This is a genomic window from Enterobacter cloacae complex sp. Mu1197 (assembly GCF_040059225.1).
GTDB lineage: Bacteria > Pseudomonadota > Gammaproteobacteria > Enterobacterales > Enterobacteriaceae > Enterobacter > Enterobacter quasiroggenkampii.
The window spans coordinates 1,560,909-1,587,111 of record NZ_CP157375.1 but is presented as its reverse complement, the minus strand read 5'-3'; the positions used below and the strand labels follow the sequence as shown (position 1 = coordinate 1,587,111).

Sequence of the window (26,203 nt, the reverse complement as noted above, 5' to 3'; positions counted from 1 at the left end):
ATTACGCGAGTGCCAGTTTTTGGCGCGCATATTGTAGCGCTTTTTCAATCACTTGCTCAATAGTTAAACTGGTTGAATCCAGAACTAATGCATCTTCTGCTGGAACAAGTGGGGCGACGGCGCGGTTACGATCGCGGTCATCGCGCTCTTTTATCTCGGATAAAAGGCGATCAAAGTTAACACTAAACCCCTTTTCCTGCAACTGAAGCATGCGGCGTTGAGCACGTTCTTCCGAAGAGGCGTCAAGGAAAATTTTCACAGGTGCATCAGGGAATACCACGGTTCCCATATCGCGTCCGTCTGCGATCAAGCCCGGGGCTTCACGAAACGCGCGCTGACGACGTAACAGCGCCTCACGAACGCGCGGGAAGGCCGCGACCTGGGAGGCCGCATTCGCCACTTCCTGAGTACGGATTTCCCCGCTCACGTCTTCCCCTTCAAGGATGACTTCCAGGTTGCCATTGGTCGATACGAAACGCACATCAAGATGCGCAGCCAGCGGTACCAGCGCTTCTTCTGACGCCACGTCTACATGATGATGCAGCGCAGCCAGAGCCAGCACGCGATAGATTGCTCCCGAATCTAAAAGATGCCATTGCAATGCTTCCGCCATCGCTTTGCACAGAGTCCCTTTCCCTGCGCCACTCGGCCCATCAATGGTGATTACCGGGGCAATTGCCGTCATCTTTTTCTCCTTAAATAAGGCATACCGTTTACATGAACGCCGCGCATTATACGCGTCAACGTGCGCAACTGTTACCTTTGCGTGCAAATTACGGATTGATTGAAGCAGAGTGTAGAAGAAATGAACGGAAGTGTTCGTCAGGAAGCGTAAGGAAATGCCGCATCGGGTGATGCGGCAGGCGTTATCAGGCCAGCGTGCTAATGCGTGCCAGCTGTTCGAAGTAGTCCGGGAACGTTTTCGCCGTACATTTTGGATCAAGAATGGTGACAGGCGTGTCTGACAACGCCACCAGCGAGAAGCACATCGCCATACGGTGATCGTTGTAGGTTCCGATCTCGGCAACCTGCAGTTTTGCAGGAGGCGTGACGCGAATGTAGTCTTCGCCCTCTTCCACCTCAGCGCCGACCTTACGCAGCTCAGTCGCCATCGCGAACAGTCGGTCGGTTTCTTTTACGCGCCAGTTGTAGATATTACGCAGCGTGGTGGTGCCTTTTGCAAACAGCGCCGCTGTGGCAATGGTCATCGCCGCATCCGGAATATGGTTCATGTCCATGTCGATGGCCTTCAGCTCGCCGCGGGTACAGGAGATGAAATCATCGCCCCAGGTCACAACCGCGCCCATTTTCTCCAGCACGTCCGCAAAACGGATATCGCCCTGCACGCTGTTGCGGCCAATACCGGTCACCTTCACGGTACCGCCTTTGATCGCGCCCGCCGCCAGGAAGTAAGAAGCCGACGAGGCGTCGCCTTCAACCAGATAGCTGCCCGGCGACTGGTACTGCTGCGCCCCACGCACCACAAAGCGCTGATAAGACTGGTTTTCCACCTCGACGCCGAAGGTTTTCATCAGGTGCAGCGTAATATCGATATACGGTTTGGAGACCAGCTCGCCTTTAATCGTAATTACCGTATCCTGCGGCGCCAGCGGTGCGGTCATCAGCAGCGCGGTCAGGAACTGGCTGGAAACGCTGCCGTCAACCTCGACGTGACCGCCGGTAAAGCCCCCGCGCAGACGCAGTGGCGGATAATTTTCCTGCTCCAGATACTCAATCTGCGCGCCGCCCTGACGCAGGGCATCCACCAGATGGCCAATCGGACGCTCTTTCATGCGCGGCTCACCGGTCAGCACAATGTTGTTGTGCCCAAGACACAGCGCCGCGGCCAGCGGACGCATCGCGGTACCCGCGTTGCCCAGAAACAGCTCAAGCTCTTCACCCGTCTGCAGCGCGCCGCCATTGCCGGTCACTTCGCAGCGGGTGCGATCGTCGGAGAGAGTGTAATGAACGCCCAACGCTTTCAGCGCATTGAGCATATGGCGCACGTCATCGCTGTCCAGCAGGTTTGTAAGGACGGTGGTGCCGTTTGCCAGTGCTGCCAGCAGCAGAGCGCGGTTCGAGACACTTTTTGAACCAGGCAGATTAATGGTGCCATCTACCCGCGCGATCGGTTGTAACGTCAGGGATTCCATGAAAACTTAACTCTCAACTCAACATAATAAAAACCCCGCAGCAGGGCTACGGGGGTGAAAACAGCGCAATTAACCGTGGCGACGTTCGAAGTCGATCATGAAATCGGTCAGAGCTTTAACGCCTTCCAGCGGCATCGCGTTATAGATGGAGGCACGCATGCCGCCCACGACACGGTGACCTTTGAGCGCGTGCAGGCCTGCCGCGAAGGACTCTTCCAGGAACACTTTATCCAGGTTGCTGTCCGCCAGCTGGAACGGCACGTTCATGCGGGAACGGTTAGCTTTCGCCACATCGTTGCGGTAGAAATCGCTCTTGTCGATCACGCCATACAGCAGTTCAGCTTTCTGCTGATTCACTTTGTCCATCTGCGCCACGCCGCCGTTTTGCTTCAGCCATTTGAAGACCAGGCCGGAAAGGTACCAGGCAAACGTCGGTGGGGTGTTGAACATAGAATCGTTGTCGTTCAGCACGGTGTAATCAAGAATCGACGGGCAGGATGTATGCGCTTTACCCAGCAGATCTTCACGCACGATAACAATCGTCAGGCCTGCAGGGCCGATATTTTTCTGTGCGCCCGCGTAGATCACGCCATAACGGCTGACGTCAATTGGCGCAGACAGAATGGTGGAGGAGAAGTCAGCGGCAACCACGACATCGCTGCCGAAGTTTGGCGTCTCGTCGATGGCAATGCCGTCAATGGTTTCGTTCGGGCAGTAGTGCAGATACGCGGCGTTATCAGAAAGCTGCCACTCGCTCATTGGCTTCACAGCGCGCAGGCCGTCAACGGTCACTTTGGCGTCGATCACATTCGGCGTGCAGTATTTGTGCGCTTCTTTCACCGCACTGGCCGCCCAGTAGCCTGCGTCAACGTAGTCTGCCGTCGTTTTATCGCCCAGGATGTTCAGCGGTACGCCCGCAAACTGGCCGCGCCCGCCGCCGTGACAGAACAATACTTTGTAGTTCGAGGGAATATTCAGCAGATCGCGAAAATCCTTTTCTGCCTCTTCCGCCACCTGAATAAACTCTTTACCCCGGTGGCTGATTTCCATCACCGACGTTCCCAGACCGTTCCAGTCACAAAGTTCCTGTTGAGCCTGTTTAAGCACGTCTGCCGGTAACATTGCCGGACCTGAACTGAAATTAAAGACTTGAGCCATTTCCCCTCACCACGCTAAAAGCCATAAGTTATAACTGTGGATATCGGTTTTATCATTCAGTGACACGCGCCGCAATGTCTAAAACTTATGACCCGTGAAATGTGCCCCACGTCACACAAAACAATCTGCCGCCTCGCCAGGACAAAACCGACAAAATGGCTGTCAGGTGATGCGTTTAGCCCGGCTAACCTTCGTCCATTCCGGATTTGCACAGCGGGGGCATAATTGACGATCCCCCGGCTGCATCGCGACGACATGGCTACATCTCACGCAGGCATACTCGCCTGACTCAGGTACGGTTCTGAAACGCTCGATCAACATATCCGGCAGGATGCACAGTCCCGGCCTCACCTCATCGTCAGAATAGTAATAGACACTAATCTGCCCGTTGGTTTCCATGATCGCCAGACGCACCTGCCCGAGCTGTTCCACGCTGTTGAGGCGTAGCTCCATAAAGAACTCAAACTCGGTCATATTGGCGCTCTGAACGTTTTCCCAGGCCAACTGACCGTCCTCGACGATAACGACCGGCTTCCCTTCAAGCAGATCTTCCAGCTTTTCGCTTTTCGACATCAGCCACATGACAAGCCGGTAAAGCAGCGCCAGGGAGACAAAAACGATGAAGACCGGCACCATCGGCACATCATCATAGAAGGCGACATCCCCCGCCGCAGAACCCAGCGTCAGGATGATCAATACTTCAAAAAGCGACATCTGCCGCACGCCGCGACGGCCCGTAATTTTGAGAAACAGGAACACGAGGACGAAGGTATACAAGCTGCGAAGCGCGACTTCGCCTAAAAACTCTGGAGGGACTTTATCAAACGCCATCCGCTGGAGATCAAACGCTTTCATTTTTCTATGCCTTAACAGTAGGTTACTGAGTGTAAGCATAGCTCAGGCATTTATTTTCGCCGAAGATAGCACCCGTCACACAAAACCCGTATCATTGCGCGCTTTACGTACGATAAAAGTGAACGCCATGACTCAAACGTTTATCCCCGGCAAAGACGCCGCTCTGGAAGATTCCATCGCTCGCTTCCAGCAGAAACTGACCGACCTGGGTTTTAACATCGAAGAAGCCTCCTGGCTCAATCCGGTGCCTCATGTCTGGTCCGTGCATATTCGCGATAAAGACTGTGCCCTGTGCTTTACCAACGGTAAAGGCGCGACGAAAAAAGCGGCACTGGCCTCCGCGCTGGGTGAGTATTTTGAGCGTCTGTCCACCAACTATTTCTTCGCTGACTTCTGGCTGGGCGAAACCATCGCCAACGGCCCGTTCGTTCACTATCCAAACGAAAAGTGGTTCCCACTGACGGAAGACGACGAACTGCCGGAAGGTATTCTCGACGCGCGTCTGCGCGCTTTCTACGATCCGGAAAACGAACTGACCGCCAGCATGCTGATCGATCTGCAGTCCGGAAACGACGATCGCGGTATTTGCGCCCTGCCCTTTACCCGTCAGTCTGACGAGCAGACCGTCTATATCCCGATGAACATCGTCGGCAACCTGTATGTGTCTAACGGCATGTCCGCCGGTAACACCCGCAATGAAGCGCGCGTGCAGGGTCTGTCTGAAGTCTTCGAGCGTCACATCAAAAACCGCATTATTGCCGAATCCATCAGCCTGCCTGAAATTCCGGCAGACGTGCTGGCGCGCTACCCGGGCGTGGTGGAATCCATCGCCAAACTGGAAGCAGAAGGTTTCCCTATCTTCGCGTATGACGGCTCGCTGGGCGGCAAGTATCCGGTGATCTGCGTCGTGCTGTTTAACCCGACCAACGGTACCTGCTTCGCCTCCTTCGGCGCGCACCCGGACTTCGGCGTGGCGCTGGAGCGTACCGTCACTGAGCTGCTGCAGGGCCGTAGCCTGAAAGATCTCGACGTGTTTACGCCGCCAACGTTTGACGATGAAGAAGTGGCCGAGCATACCAACCTCGAAACCCACTTCATCGATTCCAGCGGCTTAATTTCCTGGGATATGTTCAAGCAGGACGCGGACTATCCGTTCGTGGACTGGAGCTTCGCCGGTACCACGGAAGAAGAGTTCGCCACGCTGATGGCGATCTTCAACGCGGAAGACCAGGAAGTGTACATTGCCGATTACGAGCACCTGGGCGTTTACGCGTGCCGCATCATCGTGCCTGGCATGTCTGATATCTATCCAGCGGAAGACCTGTGGCTGGCAAACAACAGCATGGGCGCCCATCTGCGCGAAACGCTGCTGGCTCTGCCGGGCAGTGAATGGGAGAAAGAAGATTACCTGAACCTGATCGCCCAACTGGACGAAGAAGGCCACGATGACTTCACCCGCGTACGCGAACTCCTGGGTCTGGCGACCGGTAAAGATAACGGCTGGTATACCCTGCGTATCGGTGAACTGAAAGCAATGCTGGCACTTGCGGGTGGCGATCTGGATCAGGCCCTGGCCTGGACCGAGTGGACCATGGAGTTCAACCAGTCGGTCTTCTCTGCCGAGCGCACCAACTATTACCGTTGCCTGCAAACCCTGCTGCTGCTTGCACAGGAAGAGGATCGCGAACCGCTGCAATACCTGAATGCTTTCGTGCGTATGTACGGAGCTGAGGCCGTTGAAGCAGCCAGCGCGGCCCTGAGCGGCGAAGCGCCGTTCTATGGCCTGCAGGCTGTTGATAGCGATCTGAAAGCCTTCCCGGCGCATCAGTCACTGCTGAAGGCCTACGAAAAGCTGCAGAAAGCAAAAGCCGCTTACTGGTCAAAATAAGCGCACATAACATTACCAGCAGTAGGCGTATTCAATCGTCTGGGCTATATTACGGGGCAATTTCATTGCCCCGTTTTTTATTTTCTTCGGCAATGATTGTTGATTGTAATAATAAAGTTAAACACGGGTAAATATAATAATATTGATCTGGGCTTTACTGTTACTTTTTATGGTTAATACTCCATATTAATTAACTGATAAAGAGGTGGCCGAACGAAAAAATTCAACTCTTTTCATAACTTTTAAAATTTATTTTTATACGGATAATCAAACACTTAATCCGCATTTGCTGTAAAACCATACACACTGCGGGCCTATAAGCCAGGCGAGATATGATCTATATCAATTTCTCTTCTATAATGCTTTGTTAGTATCTCGTCGCCGACTTAATAAAGAGAGAGTTAGTGTGAAAGCTGACAACCCTTTTGATCTTTTACTCCCTGCTGCGATGGCCAAAGTTGCCGAAGAAGCAGGTGTCTATAAAGCAACGAAACACCCGATGAAGACGTTCTATCTGGCGATCACGGCTGGTGTGTTCATCTCTATCGCTTTCGTCTTCTACATCACCGCCACCACCGGTACTGCCGGAATGCCTTTCGGCATGGCCAAACTGATTGGCGGCATTTGTTTCTCACTGGGTCTGATTCTTTGCGTCATTTGCGGCGCCGACCTCTTCACCTCAACGGTGCTGATTGTCGTGGCAAAGGCCAGCGGAAGAATTACCTGGGGTCAGCTGGCACGTAACTGGCTTAATGTTTACGTGGGTAACCTGGTTGGCTGTCTGCTCTTTGTTTTGTTGATGTGGCTTTCTGGCGAGTACATGACCGCCAACGGTGGCTGGGGCCTTAACGTCCTGCAAACCGCCGACCACAAAATGCACCACACATTTATCGAAGCCGTTGCTCTCGGCATCCTCGCTAACCTGATGGTCTGCCTGGCTGTATGGATGAGCTACTCGGGTCGTAGCCTGATGGACAAAGCCTTAATTATGGTTCTGCCGGTTGCGATGTTCGTTGCCAGCGGCTTTGAGCACAGTATCGCGAATATGTTCATGATCCCAATGGGCATTGTTATCCGCGACTTTGCGAGCCCGGAGTTCTGGACCGCAGTTGGTTCATCCCCGGAAAGTTTCTCTCACCTGACTATTATGAATTTCATTACTGATAACCTGATCCCTGTCACTATCGGGAACATTATCGGTGGGGGTCTGTTAGTTGGGTTGACATACTGGGTCATTTACCTGCGTGGCGACGATCATCATTGATGGTTTTCTCAGGCAGTAAATAAAAAATCCACTTAAGAAGGTAGGTGTTACATGTCCGAGCTTAATGAAAAGTTAGCCACAGCCTGGGAAGGTTTTGCGAAAGGTGACTGGCAGAATGAAGTAAACGTACGTGACTTCATTCAGAAAAACTATACCCCGTATGAAGGTGACGAATCCTTCCTGGCTGGCGCAACTGACGCGACCACCAAGCTGTGGGACAGCGTAATGGAAGGCGTTAAACTGGAAAACCGCACTCACGCGCCAGTTGATTTTGACACCTCCGTTGCTTCCACCATCACTTCTCACGATGCTGGCTATATCAACAAAGCCCTTGAGAAAATCGTGGGTCTGCAGACTGAAGCACCACTGAAACGCGCAATCATCCCGTTCGGTGGTATTAAAATGGTTGAAGGTTCCTGCAAAGCGTATAACCGCGAGCTGGACCCAATGCTGAAAAAAATCTTCACCGAATACCGCAAAACCCACAACCAGGGCGTATTCGATGTTTACACCAAAGACATTCTGAACTGCCGTAAATCTGGCGTTCTGACTGGTCTGCCAGATGCGTATGGCCGTGGCCGTATCATCGGTGACTACCGTCGCGTTGCGCTGTACGGTATCGACTTCCTGATGAAAGACAAGTACGCGCAGTTTGTTTCCCTGCAGTCCGATCTGGAAAACGGCGTAAACCTGGAAGCGACTATCCGTCTGCGTGAAGAGATCGCTGAACAGCACCGCGCGCTGGGTCAGATCAAAGAGATGGCGGCTAAATACGGCTGCGATATCTCTGGTCCGGCTACCAACGCTCAGGAAGCTATCCAGTGGACCTACTTCGGCTACCTGGCCGCAGTTAAGTCTCAGAACGGTGCAGCGATGTCCTTCGGTCGCGTATCCACCTTCCTGGATGCTTACATCGAACGTGACCTGAAAGCAGGCAAAATCACCGAGCAAGACGCTCAGGAAATGATTGACCACCTGGTCATGAAACTGCGTATGGTTCGCTTCCTGCGTACGCCTGAATACGATGAGCTGTTCTCCGGTGACCCAATCTGGGCAACTGAATCCATCGGCGGTATGGGCGTTGACGGCCGTACTCTGGTGACCAAAAACAGCTTCCGCTTCCTGAACACCCTGTACACCATGGGGCCTTCTCCGGAGCCGAACATCACCGTTCTGTGGTCTGAAAAACTGCCTCTGAACTTCAAGAAATTCGCCGCTAAAGTGTCCATCGACACCTCTTCTCTGCAGTACGAGAACGATGACCTGATGCGTCCGGACTTCAACAACGACGATTACGCTATCGCTTGCTGCGTAAGCCCAATGGTTGTTGGTAAACAAATGCAGTTCTTCGGTGCGCGTGCAAACCTGGCGAAAACCATGCTGTACGCTATCAACGGCGGTGTTGATGAAAAACTGAAAATGCAGGTTGGTCCTAAGTCTGAGCCGATCAAAGGCGACGTTCTGAACTTCGACGAAGTGATGGACCGCATGGATCACTTCATGGACTGGCTGGCGAAACAGTACGTCACTGCGCTGAACGTTATCCACTACATGCACGACAAGTACAGCTACGAAGCTTCTCTGATGGCGCTGCACGACCGTGACGTTATCCGCACCATGGCGTGTGGTATCGCAGGTCTGTCCGTTGCTGCTGACTCCCTGTCTGCAATCAAATATGCGAAAGTTAAACCAATTCGTGACGAAGACGGTCTGGCTATCGACTTCGAAATCGAAGGCGAATATCCGCAGTTTGGTAACAACGACTCTCGCGTTGATGACATGGCGGTTGACCTGGTAGAACGTTTCATGAAGAAAATTCAGAAACTGACTACCTACCGTAACGCTATCCCGACTCAGTCTGTTCTGACCATCACCTCTAACGTTGTGTATGGTAAGAAAACCGGTAACACCCCAGACGGTCGTCGTGCTGGCGCGCCATTCGGCCCAGGTGCAAACCCAATGCACGGTCGTGACCAGAAAGGTGCAGTTGCCTCTCTGACTTCCGTTGCTAAACTGCCGTTTGCTTACGCGAAAGATGGTATCTCTTACACCTTCTCTATCGTGCCAAACGCGCTGGGTAAAGACGACGAAGTGCGTAAAACTAACCTCGCGGGTCTGATGGATGGTTACTTCCACCACGAAGCGTCCATCGAAGGTGGTCAGCACCTGAACGTGAACGTCATGAACCGTGAAATGCTGCTCGACGCGATGGAACACCCTGAGAAATATCCTCAGCTGACCATCCGCGTATCTGGCTACGCAGTACGTTTTAACTCCCTGACTAAAGAACAGCAGCAGGACGTTATCACCCGTACTTTCACTCAGTCCATGTAAGTGGAATTGACTGAAATCACGCGTTAACAAGCGTACAATAAAGGCTCCACGTCAGTGGGGCCTTTTTAGCACCCTCTCCACCTCAGTCTCTTTTGTCCGCTATCTATACTGAATGGATAACAGCCAAAACAGACTTAACACAGCCGGCTTTGAGCTGTGCATACACAGGCCCGGGACGGGCCGATGATGGAGATATCACCGCAATGTCAACTATTGGTCGTATTCACTCCTTTGAATCCTGTGGCACCGTCGATGGCCCGGGTATCCGCTTTATCACCTTTTTCCAGGGCTGCCTGATGCGCTGCCTGTACTGCCATAACCGCGACACCTGGGATACGCACGGCGGTAAAGAAGTCACCGTCGACGATCTGATGAAAGAGGTGGTGACCTATCGCCACTTTATGAACGCCTCCGGTGGCGGTGTGACCGCATCCGGCGGTGAAGCCATTCTTCAGGCTGAATTTGTCCGCGACTGGTTCCGCGCATGCCACAAAGAAGGCATTCATACCTGCCTGGATACCAATGGCTTTGTACGTCGCTACGATCCGGTGATTGATGAACTGCTCGAAGTGACCGATCTGGTGATGCTCGATCTCAAACAGATGAACGATGAGATCCACCAGAACCTGGTGGGCGTCTCCAACCACCGCACGCTGGAGTTTGCCAAATACATTGCCGATAAAGGCATCAAAACCTGGATCCGCTACGTGGTGGTACCAGGCTGGTCAGATGACGACGACTCCGCGCACCGCCTGGGGGAATTCACACGCGACATGGGCAACGTCGAGAAAATCGAACTTCTGCCCTATCACGAGCTGGGTAAACATAAATGGGTGGCCATGGGTGAAGAGTACAAGCTCGATGGCGTGAAGCCGCCGAAAAAAGAGACGATGGAACGCGTCAAAGGTATTCTTGAACAGTACGGTCACAAAGTGATGTATTAAAGAAAAGGCCCGGTAAAAACCGGGCCTTTTTTATTCTATTTAAAGACGCCGTTAATAACGGACGTCACAATCGCAGTACTCAGCGCAATTAAGACCAGGTCGTCACCCACTACGCGCCATTCATAGCCGGGATAGGAAGGAAGCTGGTCCAGCATTGAGGCCGGCACGGCCTTCTTCGCAATACCCGGAGGCAGTGGTTTACCGCGCGCCAGGTTTTTTGCGATCCCCGGAGGCAGAGACTTATAGCCCGTTAAGCCGTAATTCACGGCCAGATGACGGGCATGATCGAAGCTCACGCGAGCATCAACGTCATTACCGACATCTTTGCTGCTTTTGAAGTTCTTATCCGATTTACCAGGGTTATCCTGTCCGTTATTTTGTTTATTACCATGGTTACCGGCGTTACCAGAATTCCCGTTACCATGATTGCCGCTGTTACCCTGTCCGCCTCCGTTTCCGTGACCATTGCCATTCCCGTTGCCAGGATTAGCCATGACCGGAGCCGTTGCAAACGTTAAAGACAACACTACGGCCAGTGCGGTAGTGGAAAAACGACGAATAGACATGATTGCTGCCTTATTGTGGTAGGACTCACCTGAATTATCGTCCGGCGCAATAAACAAACAATAAGTAAAACTCTGAGTTGTGATGGGGACAAAAAAGCCTGTCATCGACAGGCTTTTAATTCATCAGGCATGTGCCACCGGCGTTGGATGTTCGCCTGCTTTACGCAGCAGCATTAACAGATAAATAAACGACACGCTGGCGATCATGATAAACAGTAAATTGTCGGAGTAATTCTGCATCAGCATCGCGGTAAACGTCGGCCCTAACAGGCTGCCGATGGTATAGCTCAGTAACAGCGCCTGGTTCATTGCCACCAGCTGGTGATGCTCAACTTTCTCACAGGCCCAGGCCATCGCGACGGGATAGAGCGTAAAGCCAGCAGCCCCGAGAATGAACAGCGCAGGCGCCATCGCGGCGTTGCTGAGCATCGCAAGACAGCCCATGATCACCACGAAGACCTGAACGCGCAGCACCAGCAGACGGCCAAAGCGATCAGCCAGACGGCCAATTGGCCATTGTCCAACAATACCCGCACTCACCATCACCGCCATCCAGAAGCCAATTCCGGAGTCGCTGACGCCCTGATGGTTAAGATAGAGTGGCATCAGGCCATAGAGCGAGCCCAGTACAATCCCCGAGATAATGCAGCCGTTAACGCCCAGACGCGCCTGACGTAGTCTCAGCATTGGCCAGACGTGGGTTGCTTCCTGGTGTTCGCTGTTCTGGTTCACAATGCGCGTAAAGAGCAGCGGCAGGATCGCGGCCAGCACCATGCCCGTTACCCACGGCAGAACGCTCATCAGGTCAGTTGGCAGCTTGCTCACCATCAGTTGTCCCAGCACGGTGCCGACATAGTAAACCATCATGTAGGCAGCAAGCAGGCGACCGCGGTTGCGGGAGGTGCCGCTGCACATCAGCGCACTTTCAACGACCACCCAAATCATCGCGCAGCCAACACCGGCGATAAAGCGCCATGCCATCCAGCTCCAGAAGCCGACCATCAGGCCCAACCCCGCGCACCCGGCAGCGAAAATCAGCGAAGCCAGATAATAGCTGCGGTTAAAGCCAAAGCGCTTGATCAGGCTCCCGGTCACCAGCGTACCCAGCAGGTTCCCGGTAAAAAAGGATGAGCTGACCATACCCACCTGCCAGGTCGGTAAGTTTTCATGGGCGAGCCACAGCGGGACGAGCGTATTTAACACTGCGATCGCCAGGGTCAACAGAAGCAGGCCACAGAGCAACAGCAGCACTGGCCGGGTATAGGTGGTCATGGATTAAAAAGCCGTGAGGAAGTTCAGATTTCGTGCGCATCATGCCACTGGCAAAAACAAAGTCAATCCACTGATTTAGCCGCCTCGCACAATATGTTCCCTGTCGATTTAAAAAACTTATCCTGCTAATGCCACGCCTGCTATAGATATTAATTATGTCTCTGTTTTCATTTATTAATGGGCAAAATTAAAACAAAACGACAGTCGAAAAATTTCATGATCGAAAAAAGAAAAAGCCGGGCACTCAGGCCCGGCTTGATATAACCAAATACAACGTTAACTGGCGATAGCCATACCTACAGTCATATGCAACCCGTAGAACACGCCGCGACCAATCAGTTCACCCGCCAGTACCAGCACAAAAGCCAGTGACAACAACGGCAGCGCAGGCTGATAGCCTTTGAGCTGAGGAGCAATCCAGAATACCAGCGCAGCGACCAGCAGGACGATACGCCAGGCCATCAGCGCACCGTAGTCCGGCACCAGGGCAGAGGCCTGCTGGATAGAGCTGTGAATGGTTGCCAGTTCAGAACCCTGCATCAGGGCGACCATCGCACTCACTACCAGCGCCAGAAGCGAAACAGCGGGCAGCAAACGCATAGCCCATCCGTCGACACCCGCCACGCGCAGCAGCAGGTAGCCCAACAGCGGCCCGCCGATTAACATCGTCAGGAAGAAGCTCATTGGCGTCCAGACGCTGTACCAGGTGGGGACGGTATCAATGGTGTTATAGACACGCACCATCATCCACACGAACACCACACCCAGCACCATGGTCAGGATCAGCCACAGGCTGCGCAAACCCGCAGGCAACTTCTTCATAGCGGCCAGCAGCCAGCCTAGCCCACCGACGGCAAAGAAAATTGCGCCACTGGCAATCTCGTTACTCAGTGATGAGGCCCCCACGCGGTTCAGAGAGTTAAACGCGCGCATCGGCGAGCCCAGGTGCAGCGTTGAGGCGATAAAGCCAATCCCCATTAGCACCCACAGGCCAAACATGCTCAACACTAAACGCTGCTGCTGTTCAGCATTGAGCTGACCTTTCAACAACGCCAGCGCGAGAACAATGAAGCCGCCCGCCACGCACTGACCAAAGACCGTGAAGATCATCAGCGGCCATTCATGCCATCCACTTCCCATCTCACACCTCCTTCGGGTTTGCCAGGTAGCCGGTGGTGTCACCTGTAGGACGGCTGTTGGCGTTAGGTTTAATCACAATACTCGGCTTCGTGAAGTGCGCAGACGGCAGCGGTGCCACGGCGGCGAGCTGACCGTGTTTCTGACGCAGCTCTTCAATCGGGCCGAAGTCCAGCGCGCGCAGCGGACAGGACTCGACGCAAATCGGCTTTTTGCCATCCGCTACGCGGGTGTGGCAACCGTCGCATTTGGTCATGTGACCTTTGGCGGCGTTGTACTGCGGCGCGCCGTACGGGCACGCCATGTGACAGTAGCGACAGCCAATGCAGACATCTTCATCCACCACCACAAAACCGTCTTCGCGCTTGTGCATCGCTCCGCTCGGACAAACCTTCGTGCAGGCAGGATCTTCACAGTGGTTACAGGCAATCGACAGGTAATACGCAAAGACGTTCTGATGCCAGACGCCGTTATCTTCCTGCCAGTCGCCCCCGGCGTATTCGTAGATGCGACGGAAGCTCACGTCCGGCGTCAGGTCTTTGTAATCTTTGCAGGCCAGCTCGCAGGTTTTGCACCCGGTACAACGGCTGGAATCAATAAAAAATCCATACTGAGTTGTCATCGGTTACTCCTTAAACCTTTTCAACCTGGACAAGGTTAGTGTGGGATGGGTTACCCTTCGCCAGCGGCGACGGACGCTGTGTGGTCAGTACGTTAATACTGCCTGCCTGGTCGATGCGGTTGGCATCCGGGCTGTACCAGGCCCCTTCCCCTAACGCCACCACGCCGGGCATCATGCGTGGGGTGACTTTGGCTTCAATATGCACCTCGCCGCGACCGTTGAAGATACGCACGCGATCGCCATTGCTGATGCCGCGCGCTTTCGCGTCCATCGGGTTAATCCACATTTCCTGGCGGCAGGCGGCCTTCAGCACGTCGACGTTACCGTAAGTAGAGTGAACACGCGCTTTGTAGTGGAAGCCGGTCAGCTGCAGCGGGAATTTCGCCGTCAGCGGATCGTTATAGTTTTCAAAGCCCGGCGTGTAGATCGGCAGCGGATCGATGACGTCCCCTTCCGGCAGCTCCCAGGTTGACGCAATGTTTGCCAGCGCTTCGGAGTAGATTTCGATTTTGCCCGACGGCGTGGTCAGCGGGTTCGCCTGCGGATCTTCACGGAACGCTTTGTACGCCACGTGGTGCCCTTCCGGATCGCGCTGTTTGTACATCCCCTGCTTGCGGAAGGTATCAAAGTCCGGCAGGTCAGGAATCGCCTTACGGGAGAGTTCATGCAGATGGCGCATCCACCCTTCCTGAGTACGTCCCTCGGTAAACTGCTGCTCAACGCCAAGACGTTTCGCCAGCTCAGAGGTCATCTCATAAATGGTTTTGCACTCAAAGCGCGGTTTAATCGCCTGGTCGGTAAAGATCACGTAGGACATGTTGCCGCAGGAGGCGTCCAGCGCGAAATCCATCTGCTCAGAGGCGGTGCAGTCCGGCAGCAGGATATCGGCATATTTTGCCGAGGAGGTCATGTGGCAGTCGATCACCACAATCATCTCGCACTTCTTGTCGTCCTGCAGGATTTCATGGGTGCGGTTGATTTCAGAGTGCTGGTTGATGAGACAGTTACCGGCATAGTTCCAGATCATCTTGATCGGCACGTCCAGCTTGTCCTTGCCGCGCACGCCGTCGCGCAGAGCGGTCATTTCCGGGCCGCGTTCAATCGCATCGGTCCACATAAACATGGAGATGCTGGTCTGAACCGGGTTATCCAGCGTCGGCATACGTTCGAAGGGCACTTCATATGAACCTTCACGCGCGCCGGTGTTACCGCCGTGAATGCCGACGTTGCCGGTCAGAATGGAGAGCATGGAGATGGCACGGGTCGCGATTTCGCCGTTCGCATGACGCTGCGGACCCCAGCCCTGGCTGATATAGGCCGGTTTGGCTGAGCCAATCTCACGCGCCAGCTGAACGATACGCTCTGCCGGGATGCCGGTGATGGTGGAGGCCCACTCCGGCGTTTTCGCCACGCCGTCGCTGCCCTGTCCGAGAATATACGCCTTGTAGTGACCGTTTGCCGGCGCGCTGGCGGGCAGCGTTTTCTCGTCATAGCCGACGCAGTATTTATCCAGGAAAGGCTGATCAACAAGGTTTTCGGTGATCATCACCCACGCGAGCGCGGAGACCAGCGCGGCATCGGTACCCGGACGGATTGGGATCCACTCGTCTTCACGTCCGGCACCGGTGTCGGTATAGCGCGGATCGATGATGATCATGCGGGCATTGGATTTAGCGCGAGCCTGTTCGAGGTAGTAGGTCACCCCGCCACCGCTCATGCGGGTTTCACCCGGGTTGTTACCGAACAGCACGACCAGCTTACTGTTTTCGATATCGGACGGGCTGTTGCCGTCAGCCCAGCCGCCGTAGGTGTAGTTCAGTCCTGCCGCGATCTGCGCAGAGGAGTAGTCGCCATAGTGATTGAGATAACCGCCGCAGCAGTTCATCAGGCGCGCCACCAGCGTTTTTCCCGGTGGCCAGGAGCGGGTCAGCGTGCCGCCAAGCGTCCCGGTACCGTAGTTCAGGTAGATGGATTCGTTACCGTACTCTTTAATCAAACGCTGCATGTTGGTGGCGATGATATCGTAGGCTTCGTCCCAGCTAATCCGCTCGAATTTCCCTTCCCCACGCTTACCGACGCGCTTCATCGGGTATTTCAGGCGGTCCGGATTATAGACGCGACGACGCATGGAACGACCACGCAGGCAGGCACGGACCTGATGTAACCCTTCGTAGTTATCGTCACCGGTATTGTCGGTTTCGACATATTTAATTTCACCGTCCACCACATGCATACGCAGCGGACAACGGCTACCGCAGTTGACGGTACAGGCACTCCACACCACTTTTTCCGGCGAAGTGGCCGGAGACAGAGCCTCTGCCGCCGACGCCAGTCGGGTAAAGGGGAGCGTGAAGGCACTGCTGGCTACGGCCAGGCCGCCTATGGCCGTGGTTTTCATCAACCCACGGCGAGTGACCTCGGCAGCCATTAATGCTTCAGGCGCGTTGATTTTCATAGAGACTCACTTTGGTTGCTCACAAAGAAAAGAGAGGCGGCGCAAACCGCTATGTAGTTTTATATATAACGAATTTTTTCGTTATCAGCGTTTTATGCTGACTTTCATTCGGAGGAGTATTACTACTTTAGAGGGAGGGGTTATTGCGTCGTATCAAATCAAAGGCATAAAAAAAGCGCCCTGAGGCGCTTTTTTGTTTTAAGGCAAATATTAACCTATGTACTGCAGGCCTTTCATGTATGGGCGCAGCACTTCAGGGATCTCGATACGACCGTCTGCCTGCTGGTAGTTTTCCAGCACGGCAACCAGGGTACGGCCCACAGCCAGACCAGAACCGTTCAGGGTATGCACCAGACGGGTTTTCTTGTCAGATTTGCTGCGGCAGCGTGCCTGCATGCGGCGCGCCTGGAAATCCCAGACGTTAGAGCAGGAGGAGATTTCACGGTAGGTGTTCTGCGCAGGCACCCACACTTCCAGATCGAAGGTTTTGCAGGCGCCAAAGCCCATATCACCGGTGCACAGCGCCATACGACGGTACGGCAGACCCAGCAGCTCCAGCACTTTCTCCGCGTGGCCGGTCATCTCTTCCAGCGCGTCCATGGACTCTTCAGGACGGACGATCTGCACCATCTCAACTTTGTCGAACTGGTGCATACGGATCAGACCGCGCGTGTCGCGACCGTAAGAACCGGCTTCAGAACGGAAGCACGGAGAGTGCGCCGTCAGTTTGATCGGCAGATCGTCTTCGTCGATGATCTCATCACGCACGAGGTTAGTCAGCGGCACTTCCGCGGTTGGGATCAGCGCGTAGTTGCTGCTGTCTGCTTCTTCGTCCAGCGGACGGGTATGGAACAGATCGCCGGCAAATTTCGGCAGCTGGCCCGTACCGTACAGCGTATCGTGGTTGACCAGATACGGCACGTAGGTTTCGCTGTAGCCATGCTGCTCGGTGTGCAGATCCAGCATGAACTGCGCCAGCGCACGGTGCAGATGGGCAATCTGGCCTTTCATCACCACGAAGCGAGAACCGGTCAGCTTAACCGCTGCCGCAAAATCCAGGCCCGCGTGCATTTCGCCCAGCGTCACGTGATCGCGCACCTCGAAGTCAAACTCACGAGGCGTACCCCAACGTTTCACTTCAACGTTGTCGTTTTCATCTTTGCCGACAGGCACGCTGTCGTCAGGAATATTCGGGATAGCCAGGGCAATATCACGAATTTCGGCCTGAAGAACATCCAGCTCCGCTTTCGCCTGATCCAGTTCTTCACCCAGCTTGTTCACTTCCAGGCGTAATGGCTCAATATCTTCCCCGCGCGCTTTCGCCTGGCCGATGGATTTCGATCGAGAGTTACGCTCTGCCTGCAGATTTTCAGTTTGTACCTGCAGAACTTTACGACGCTCTTCAAGAGCGCGCAGCTTATCTACATCCAGCTTAAAGCCCCGGCGTGCCAGTTTTTCAGCGACTGCGTCTGGCTCATTACGCAGCAGATTGGGATCGAGCATGCTTATCCTGTGCTTATCGAATTAAAATAGGAAATGTGACCACAGCCTGCGGTCACAAGGATACAATTGCCAACATTACCGCAACGACTGAACTAACGGTAGCGTTTTATAGGGCTATTTTGATCCTGTCCGGCGAGCCAGGTGAGCTTTTCACCAATCTTGCCTTCAAGACCTCTGTTTGTGGGGTGATAATAGCGCGTTTGTGCCATCTCCTGCGGGAAATATTCCTCACCGGCAGCGTAGGCATTGGGTTCATCATGAGCGTAGCGGTACTCCTGCCCATACCCCATCTCTTTCATCAGTTTGGTCGGCGCATTACGCAGATGAACCGGTACATCGTAGTCCGGGCGTTCGCGTGCGTCAGACATCGCGGCCTTAAACGCGGTATAGACGGCATTGCTTTTCGGCGCACAGGCCAGATAGACAATCGCCTGCGCAATGGCACGCTCGCCTTCCGCAGGTCCAACCCGGGTGAAACAGTCCCAGGCCGACAGCGCGACCTGCATGGCGCGAGGATCGGCATTGCCGACGTCTTCTGAGGCAATTGCCAGACAGCGGCGCGCGACGTATAACGGATCGCCGCCCGCAGTGATAATACGCGCGTACCAGTACAGCGCTGCATCCGGCGCGCTGCCGCGCACGGACTTATGCAGGGCCGAAATGAGATCGTAAAAACGGTCACCTTTATTATCGAACCGCGCGCTGCGTTCCCCGGCAATTTCGGTGAGCAGTTCCGGCTTCAGCACCCGCTTGCCGGCATCGTCGACTTCGGCCATATCGGCCATCATCTCCAGCGTGTTCAGCGCCCGACGCGCATCGCCGTTAACCAGTTCCGCAATCGCACGACGCGTCTCGTCAGGCAGAACGATATCCAGCCCCCCGTAGCCGCGCGATTTGTCGTCCATCGCCTGAGTAAGAACCTTTTCGATATCCTCGGTCGTCAGCGATTTGAGCAGGTAAACGCGCGCGCGGGAAAGCAGCGCCGAGTTCAGCTCAAACGACGGGTTTTCGGTGGTCGCCCCAATGAAGAAGATCGTGCCGTCTTCAATGTGCGGCAGGAAAGCATCCTGCTGGCTCTTGTTGAAGCGGTGGACTTCGTCCACAAAGAGAATGGTGCGCCGCCCGGCATTGCGGTTCTGCCGCGCACGCTCGATCGCTTCGCGGATCTCCTTCACGCCGGACGTCACCGCCGAGATACGTTCGACGTCTGCGTTGGCATAGCGGGCAATCACTTCGGCGAGGGTCGTTTTACCGGTGCCGGGTGGCCCCCAGAGGATCATGGAGTGCAAATGCCCCGCCTCAATGGCGCGCGGCAAGGGCTTACCTGCAGCCAGCAGGTGCTGCTGGCCGATGTACTGCGCTAAATTTTCTGGCCGCATACGTGCGGCCAGAGGTTGAAACGCGTTATCTGAAAAATCGAGCGACAGATTGCCCACTCACGCCTCTTACTTATTGCGTTGGTCGTCCACCGTTACGCCCTTCGGCGGGGTAAAGGTGAATTTCGATACATCAACGGCGCCGTTCTGCTGAGACTTGAGCTGATAGCTGCTGCGCTGATCGTCCTGCTCAACCGCGCCGAACTGATTAATGGTACCGTTGGTGCTGACATTGATGGTGAACTGCTTCAGGTTGCCGTTGCTGCCTTTCGGGGTCAGGACAAATTCGTCACCTGTCTGTTTAATATTGTACTGCTGCCAGTCGCTGGCCTGGTTACGGGCAATCAGCATAAACGGCGTATTGCTGGTCGCATCCTTCAGCCAGGTCGCCGTGGCCTGCTCAACGAACGGGTTGAAGAACCATAAGGTTTTACCGTCAGAGACCAGGATGCTCTCATCCGGTTGGGTCATGTGCCAGTTGAACAGATTGGGGCGTTTTACCCACAAATCTCCCTGACCTTCCTGCACCGCGTTGCCGCTGCCGTCCGTCACTTTTTGGGTGAAGCTGGCGTGGAAGCTACTTACTTTATCCAGTCGGCTTTTAAGGTCGCTGGCTGCATCAGCCCAGACGCTGCTGGCGACAAAACTGGTGAGTAATGCACAGGCGATGGCGATTTTTTTCATTGTTATTCCTTAAAATACGTCTTCCCGATAGGGGGTTTCCGTCTTCTATTCTGGACCTGCCCGAAGGCAGGCGACAGAAGAAAATGCTTAATTTTGGCTGATTTACCCTTCTTTGCAATTGCGGAAGGTTAATCAAACGGTGGCGGTGCCAGCACCTCGCGGTTACCGTTATGCCCCTGCTCGCTCACAATGCCCTGCGCTTCCATCTGCTCGATGATGCGCGCAGCGCGGTTATAGCCGATGCGGAACTGACGCTGTACGCCGGAGATAGACGCTTTACGTTTTTCGGTAACGAAGTTGACCGCCTGATCGAATAACGGATCCAGCTCTTCACCGCCGTCAAAGCCACCGCCGCCGCCTTCACTTTCCGTGTCGCTGGTGATGCCATCGACGTATTGCGGACGACCGCGCGCTTTCCAGTCCTGCACAACCGCGTGCACTTCCTGGTCGCGCACGAACGCGCCGTGAACACGCACCGGAGAGGTAGAGTTCGGACCGGAATAGAGCATGTCACCCATACCCAGCAGCGATTCTGCACCGCCCTGGTCAAGAATAGTACGCGAGTCAATTTTGCTGGATACGGTAAAGGCGATACGCGTCGGAATGTTCGCTTTAATCAGACCGGTGATAACGTCCACGGAAGGACGCTGGGTCGCCAGCACAAGGTGAATACCGGCCGCACGCGCTTTCTGCGCCAGGCGGGCAATCAGCTCTTCCACTTTCTTACCGACGGTCATCATCAGGTCAGCGAATTCATCGACCAGCACCACGATATAAGGCAGTTTTTCCAGCACCGGATGCTGGGCATCCATGCTGTCACCCGGCTTCCAGTACGGATCCGGAATCGGACGTCCCATGCGCGCCGCTTCGGCGATTTTCTCGTTATAGCCGGCCAGGTTACGTACGCCCAACGCAGACATCAGCTTGTAGCGACGCTCCATCTCATTCACGCTCCAGCGCAGAGCGTTGGCGGCGTCTTTCATGTCGGTGACCACTTCGGTCAGCAGATGAGGAATACCTTCATAGACCGACAATTCGAGCATTTTCGGGTCAATCATGATGAAACGCACATCTTCCGGCTGCGCTTTATAGAGCATGCTGAGGATCATGGCGTTCACGCCGACGGACTTACCGGAACCGGTAGTACCCGCGACCAGCAGGTGAGGCATTTTTGCGAGGTCTGCCACCACCGGATCGCCAGCGATATCTTTACCCAGCACCACGGTCAGCGGGGAGGGGTTATCGCGGAACTTGGTGTTATCCAGCACTTCACGCAGGTAGACGGTCTGACGTTTTTTGTTCGGCAGCTCAAGACCAACGTAAGGTTTACCCGGTATCACTTCCACCACGCGCACCGCCACGGTCGACAGCGAACGCGCCAGGTCGCGGGACAGGTTGGAAATACGCGCGGCTTTTACGCCCGGCGCCAGGTTCAGTTCAAAACGGGTGATCACAGGACCCGGAGAGTAGTTCACCACGTCCGCCTTGATACGGAAGTCAGCCAGACGGGCCTCCACCAGACGCGCCATCTGCTCCAGTGCGAAGGTATCAACCGGTTCAACTTCTGACGGCGGCGGCGTTAACAGATCCAGAGACGGCAGCGGCGTGCTTGGACGCTGCAGCGGACGGCTGTCACCGTTACGCATCAGCAGCGGGTGAATCAGGCTCTCCTGAGGCTGAGTCGCAGGCTGCTGGAACTGCGGCGGCTGTGGTGGCTGCTGCGGCTGTGTATACGGCTGCTGAACGGGCTGTTGCGGCTGCGCGTAGGCCTGTGGTGCCGGTGGCTGGCGCACAGGCTCAGCTTCCGGCATAACGCTCGGGGTAAATAAGGGCTCGCTTGGGCCATCATCCACCAGATCTTTCATCGGCGAGAATTCAAAGTCGGACAGCGAGAACGGATTTGCACCAGCCGGTTGTTCACCGGAATAGCGCTGCTGCTGGGTGGCGGCAAACTGACGCGCCAGTTCCGCTTCTGCGGCGTCATCGTCGTCTTCCAGCGCCGGTTCATCGTGCTGATACTCTTCACCGTAGCGCTGATTCTGCTGCGCAGCGAACTGGCGGGCCAGCTCGTCCTGCTGCATTTCATCAGCATCATCGTCGTACTCAGACTCGCGGGCTTTTTCTTCAGCCATACGCTGGGAAGGCAGCTTGATGCCATAAGAAGCAAGCTCACGGCGGGTGGGCACGCGGACGCGGTTAGGACGAGGCAGCTGCGGACCGATCCCCTCTTTCACCTGAGGACGAGGTGCCCCCCCGGTTGCCAGGCTAAAGACGGGTGCAGCCACGGCCGCCGCCGCGGTAGCCTGCTTCACGCTTTCCGCTACGGGTGCAACAGCAGGCGTCGGGTCGACAGGTGGAACAGAAGGCGCTTTCGTAACCGGCTCCTGCACCGGTTCAGGCACAGGCTGATACCAGGCGGCCAGCTGTTCGCGTTCACGCGCGCGGCGCTCTTCAACTTCTTCAAAATAGTACAGCGGTGGACGGGCAGGCTTCACCTCTTCCACGATTTCAGGCTCAGGCTCAGGCTGCGGTGCGGCATAAGACTGTACAGGCTCGACCGGTTCAGGCACATACTCCTGATACGGTTGAGCCACTGGCTGCTGATATTGCTGCGGCTCATACTCAGGCTGCGGCGGCTGATAAGGCTGCTGCCACTGTTCCTGCTGCACGGGGATGTAGCTTTCAGGTTCAGGCGCAATAACGGGCTCTGGCGTGTGAACACCCGGCGCAGTCTGCCACTCAACCTGAGGCTGCTGAATAACGGATTCCGGTGGCGGGACCGGCGCGGATGGCATCACGGCGTCGACAGGCGCGGCATACGCCTGGGCTGCAGTCGTCGCGGCAGCCGCGGCTGCTACCGGTTCGGTGACCGAGTGGCCGTTTAACAGCGGGTCGTATTCGTCAAAGTCCCCGGGCGTGGCCCGGCTGCCGGAGAAGAGCACATCGTCAGGATCGACGGCGACACCCGCAGCGCGATACGCCACCTGCTCGTCTTCATCCATGCGTTTACCGGAGAAGAGCGCCGCATCGGTTTTACGGCCGAGCGGGTTGGCAAATTTCTCAGCAACACGCTGGCGACGCGCCAGCGCGCCGCGCAGAATTCGGGCACGACGAGACTCGCGACGCTGCACAGGCGCATCGTCTTCCTCTTCATCTTCGTATTCGTCTTCATCCACCCACGTATCGTCACGGCGGGTACGATTGCTGGCAAAAGTCAGAATGGTGAGGATAAAGCTGCCAATTTTCTCGGCAATGCTCACCCAGGACCAGCCGGTAAACAGCGTCAGCCCGGCGGCCCAGATGCACAGCAGTGCCAGCGTGCCGCCGCTGCTGTGCAGCATCGGCTGGAGCGCAGAACTTAATAAGCTGCCGATCACCCCGCCAGAGGCGAAGTACCAGATATCATCGGCGTTAATCGCCGCCAGCCCGCAGGAGGTGAGGATCAGCGCCAGCGCGCCAATCAGGCGCAGCGAGACGGCGAAATAGTCGATGTAATCATCGTTCTGACGATGACGCCACGCAAACCAGCATCCGCCAATAATAATGACGGGAAGGGTGTAGGCCATCACACCGAAAATGAAGAACAGTGTGTCCGCAAGCCAGGCACCGGGGACACCGCCTAAATTATGGATAGGCTCATGCCATGCAGTTTGTGACCAGCTGGGATCCGAGGGGTTGAAACTGAGTAAGGCTGCCATCAGCCAGACGGCAAAAAGGGCAATAACAATCAGCAAAGCCTCGAGGAGACGACGTCCGCTGCTTAGCTTCGATAGTGTGACTTCTTTGTCTTCAGTGTATTCCTGGCTCAAGAAAGGCTCTCCAGGTATCAGGCATATCCTGCCTGTTTGCTAAAACGGACAACAGCGCCGGGACTCCCCGGCACTGTTGCTGTATGGATTAACAGGAGTGTAATCAAACTACGCTGATTTTGCACCTGTTCCGTGTTAGCGCGTCTTAATAACCAGACGATTGCTCTGTTTGACCTCTTCCATCACCACGTACGTACGGGTGTCGTTCACGCCCGGCAGACGCAACAGGGTTTCCCCCAGCAGCTTACGGTAGGCGGACATATCAGGCACACGGGTTTTCAACAGGTAGTCGAAATCACCGGATACCAGATGACACTCTTGAATTTCTTCAAGTTTTTGTACAGCGGCGTTAAATTGCTCAAACACATCCGGCGCACCACGATTCAGAGTAATCTCAACAAATACCAGAAGTGAGGCATCCAGATAATGCGGGTTCAGCAGAGCCGTATAGCCCTGAATAAAACCCTGTCTTTCCAGTCGGCGCACACGCTCAAGGCACGGCGTCGGGGAAAGTCCCACACGTTTTGAAAGCTCGACGTTGGAAATACGCCCATCCTTTTGCAATTCATTAAGAATGTTACGATCGATACGGTCGAGATCTTTGCCAGGGCGCTTCTTGCTATCTACCATTATTATTGTCTCTCTGTATTCCTTCCCTACTCCTGCCTGGACCCTGTGCACATCACTGTTCAGAGCCTGTACCCGTTAGTCATCACATCGCCTGATTATGTAATAGACGCGATGCGGATTCGGGTTCTGTTGGTAAGAAGACCGTTGCCCGAAGGCAGTCACCGACATCACGTATGGCGTCTGTCCACGCCATGCGTAGATTTCACTGACCCGGTAAAAATGGCATTTACGTGCATGCCTATGCGGCATACGGTTAACGCGGTTTTTTTTCTTCCTTGAATGTTTTCGCAAAAGCGCAGGGGATTGTCAAAGCAAAACATCGTTTTTTAGTACAACATGCCGGATATTCATTGCGGCAGGGTATTAATCCTCATTTTATTGCCTTACAAACGACCGCTTTTCTGGAGAAAGCGTGATGTTATCGGGCGCGATTCATCGTCCATGGCTATTACACAGATTGATATCAAAATTGCTGCGCTCTTTTTTTACGGCAACAAATTCCCTACAATCCAGCCAAATGTCTGCCAACAACAATGGGGATCTCATGGGCACGGCCAAACACAGTAAGCTGCTAATCCTTGGTTCTGGACCTGCGGGATATACCGCGGCGGTCTATGCTGCACGCGCTAACCTGCACCCGGTATTAATCACCGGCATGGAAAAAGGCGGTCAGCTGACCACCACCACCGAAGTGGAAAACTGGCCAGGCGACCCGAACGACCTGACCGGGCCGCTGCTGATGGAGCGTATGCACGAGCATGCCGCTAAATTCGAAACCGAAATTCTGTTCGATCACATCAATAAGGTCGACCTGCAGAACCGTCCGTTCCGCCTGACGGGTGACAGCGGTGAATACACCTGTGACGCACTGATCATTGCAACCGGTGCCTCTGCCCGTTACCTCGGCCTGCCATCCGAAGAAGCGTTTAAAGGCCGCGGGGTTTCTGCCTGCGCCACCTGCGACGGTTTCTTCTATCGCAATCAGAAGGTCGCGGTCATCGGCGGCGGCAACACTGCCGTGGAAGAAGCGCTGTATCTGGCGAACATTGCCTCTGAAGTGCACCTGATCCACCGCCGCGAGACCTTCCGCGCGGAGAAGATCCTGATCAAACGTCTCATGGACAAAGTGGCAAGCGGCAACATCGTGCTGCACACCAACCGTACGCTGGAAGAGGTGACGGGCGACCAGATGGGCGTTGCCGGTCTGCGTATTCGTGATACCCAGAACACCGATAATGTCGAAACGCTGGAAGTGGCGGGTCTGTTTGTGGCCATCGGTCACAGCCCGAACACCGCAATCTTCGACGGTCAGCTTGAGCTGGAAAACGGCTATATCAAAGTGCAGTCCGGCATTCACGGTAATGCGACTCAAACCAGCATCCCGGGCGTATTCGCGGCTGGCGACGTGATGGACCATATTTATCGTCAGGCGATCACCTCTGCGGGCACCGGCTGTATGGCCGCGCTGGATGCTGAACGCTACCTCGATGGACTGGCTGAACAAGGTAAATAATCTTTACAAGTCAGTAACAAACGTAAATAAAGGCGGCGAT

General features: G+C 54.9%; 19 protein-coding genes. 5 read left to right on the top strand and 14 right to left on the bottom strand.

Features of this window, described 5'->3' with window-relative positions:
* Position 1: 1 nt before the first annotated feature.
* The 4 genes from cmk to ABFV38_RS07435 form a co-directional block, all read right to left on the bottom strand.
* Entirely contained in the window at positions 2–685 is a 684-nt protein-coding gene (cmk, locus tag ABFV38_RS07450; protein ID WP_008499967.1) for a (d)CMP kinase, read from the bottom strand.
* A gap of 184 nt (positions 686–869) precedes the next feature.
* Positions 870–2,153, bottom strand: a complete 1,284-nt coding sequence (gene aroA / locus ABFV38_RS07445) for a 3-phosphoshikimate 1-carboxyvinyltransferase (protein ID WP_235400964.1) — start codon at positions 2,151–2,153, stop codon at positions 870–872.
* A gap of 69 nt (positions 2,154–2,222) precedes the next feature.
* A complete protein-coding gene (serC, locus tag ABFV38_RS07440) occupies positions 2,223–3,311 on the bottom strand; it encodes a 3-phosphoserine/phosphohydroxythreonine transaminase (protein ID WP_045908388.1) in 1,089 nt (362 codons plus the stop codon).
* Positions 3,312–3,473: 162 nt separating this feature from the next.
* Positions 3,474–4,166, bottom strand: a complete 693-nt coding sequence (locus ABFV38_RS07435; RefSeq protein WP_045908389.1) for a DUF421 domain-containing protein — start codon at positions 4,164–4,166, stop codon at positions 3,474–3,476.
* A gap of 127 nt (positions 4,167–4,293) precedes the next feature.
* On the opposite strand from ABFV38_RS07435, the gene ycaO reads away from it, so the two are divergent.
* The 4 genes from ycaO (at position 4,294) to pflA (ending at position 10,596) form a co-directional block, all read left to right on the top strand.
* Positions 4,294–6,054 carry a 30S ribosomal protein S12 methylthiotransferase accessory factor YcaO gene (gene ycaO / locus ABFV38_RS07430; protein ID WP_045417297.1) on the top strand — a complete coding sequence of 587 codons (1,761 nt, stop codon included), beginning with the start codon at positions 4,294–4,296 and terminating at the stop codon, positions 6,052–6,054.
* 406 nt (positions 6,055–6,460) lie between these two features.
* Positions 6,461–7,318, top strand: a complete 858-nt coding sequence (gene focA, locus ABFV38_RS07425) for a formate transporter FocA (RefSeq protein ID WP_008499974.1) — start codon at positions 6,461–6,463, stop codon at positions 7,316–7,318.
* 51 nt (positions 7,319–7,369) lie between these two features.
* Positions 7,370–9,652, top strand: a complete 2,283-nt coding sequence (pflB, locus tag ABFV38_RS07420; protein WP_023310992.1) for a formate C-acetyltransferase — start codon at positions 7,370–7,372, stop codon at positions 9,650–9,652.
* A gap of 203 nt (positions 9,653–9,855) precedes the next feature.
* Positions 9,856–10,596, top strand: coding sequence for a pyruvate formate lyase 1-activating protein (gene pflA / locus ABFV38_RS07415; protein ID WP_008499976.1), 741 nt, complete (start codon positions 9,856–9,858; stop codon positions 10,594–10,596).
* 35 nt (positions 10,597–10,631) lie between these two features.
* On the opposite strand, the gene ABFV38_RS07410 is transcribed toward pflA, so the two are convergent.
* The 10 genes from ABFV38_RS07410 to lrp all read right to left on the bottom strand — a co-directional run bounded on the left by ABFV38_RS07410 (position 10,632) and on the right by lrp (position 24,650).
* On the bottom strand, positions 10,632–11,162 hold the full coding sequence (locus ABFV38_RS07410) for an RcnB family protein (protein WP_262801912.1): 531 nt from the start codon (positions 11,160–11,162) through the stop codon (positions 10,632–10,634).
* A gap of 123 nt (positions 11,163–11,285) precedes the next feature.
* Positions 11,286–12,434, bottom strand: a complete 1,149-nt coding sequence (locus ABFV38_RS07405) for an MFS transporter (RefSeq protein WP_008499979.1) — start codon at positions 12,432–12,434, stop codon at positions 11,286–11,288.
* 276 nt (positions 12,435–12,710) lie between these two features.
* Positions 12,711–13,574, bottom strand: coding sequence for a dimethyl sulfoxide reductase anchor subunit family protein (locus ABFV38_RS07400; RefSeq protein ID WP_348958994.1), 864 nt, complete (start codon positions 13,572–13,574; stop codon positions 12,711–12,713).
* 1 nt (position 13,575) lies between these two features.
* A complete protein-coding gene (locus tag ABFV38_RS07395) occupies positions 13,576–14,193 on the bottom strand; it encodes a DMSO/selenate family reductase complex B subunit (protein WP_021240882.1) in 618 nt (205 codons plus the stop codon).
* A gap of 10 nt (positions 14,194–14,203) precedes the next feature.
* Complete coding sequence (gene dmsA / locus ABFV38_RS07390; protein WP_069719509.1) at positions 14,204–16,648, bottom strand: dimethylsulfoxide reductase subunit A; 2,445 nt, start codon at positions 16,646–16,648, stop codon at positions 14,204–14,206.
* 210 nt (positions 16,649–16,858) lie between these two features.
* Entirely contained in the window at positions 16,859–18,151 is a 1,293-nt protein-coding gene (gene serS, locus ABFV38_RS07385) for a serine--tRNA ligase (RefSeq protein ID WP_045908394.1), read from the bottom strand.
* Positions 18,152–18,243: 92 nt separating this feature from the next.
* Positions 18,244–19,587, bottom strand: a complete 1,344-nt coding sequence (gene rarA, locus ABFV38_RS07380) for a replication-associated recombination protein RarA (protein WP_348958991.1) — start codon at positions 19,585–19,587, stop codon at positions 18,244–18,246.
* Positions 19,588–19,596: 9 nt separating this feature from the next.
* The gene (lolA, locus tag ABFV38_RS07375; protein WP_348958989.1) at positions 19,597–20,211 is read right to left on the bottom strand and encodes an outer membrane lipoprotein chaperone LolA; all 615 of its coding nucleotides are present in this window, start codon (positions 20,209–20,211) and stop codon (positions 19,597–19,599) included.
* 128 nt (positions 20,212–20,339) lie between these two features.
* Positions 20,340–24,020: a DNA translocase FtsK 4TM domain-containing protein gene (locus ABFV38_RS07370; RefSeq protein ID WP_348958987.1), complete on the bottom strand. Its 3,681-nt coding sequence runs from the start codon at positions 24,018–24,020 to the stop codon at positions 20,340–20,342.
* A 135-nt stretch (positions 24,021–24,155) separates the two neighbouring features.
* Complete coding sequence (gene lrp / locus ABFV38_RS07365) at positions 24,156–24,650, bottom strand: leucine-responsive transcriptional regulator Lrp (RefSeq protein ID WP_000228469.1); 495 nt, start codon at positions 24,648–24,650, stop codon at positions 24,156–24,158.
* A gap of 544 nt (positions 24,651–25,194) precedes the next feature.
* On the opposite strand from lrp, the gene trxB reads away from it, so the two are divergent.
* The gene (gene trxB / locus ABFV38_RS07360) at positions 25,195–26,163 is read left to right on the top strand and encodes a thioredoxin-disulfide reductase (RefSeq protein WP_032638969.1); all 969 of its coding nucleotides are present in this window, start codon (positions 25,195–25,197) and stop codon (positions 26,161–26,163) included.
* Positions 26,164–26,203: the final 40 nt, after the last annotated feature.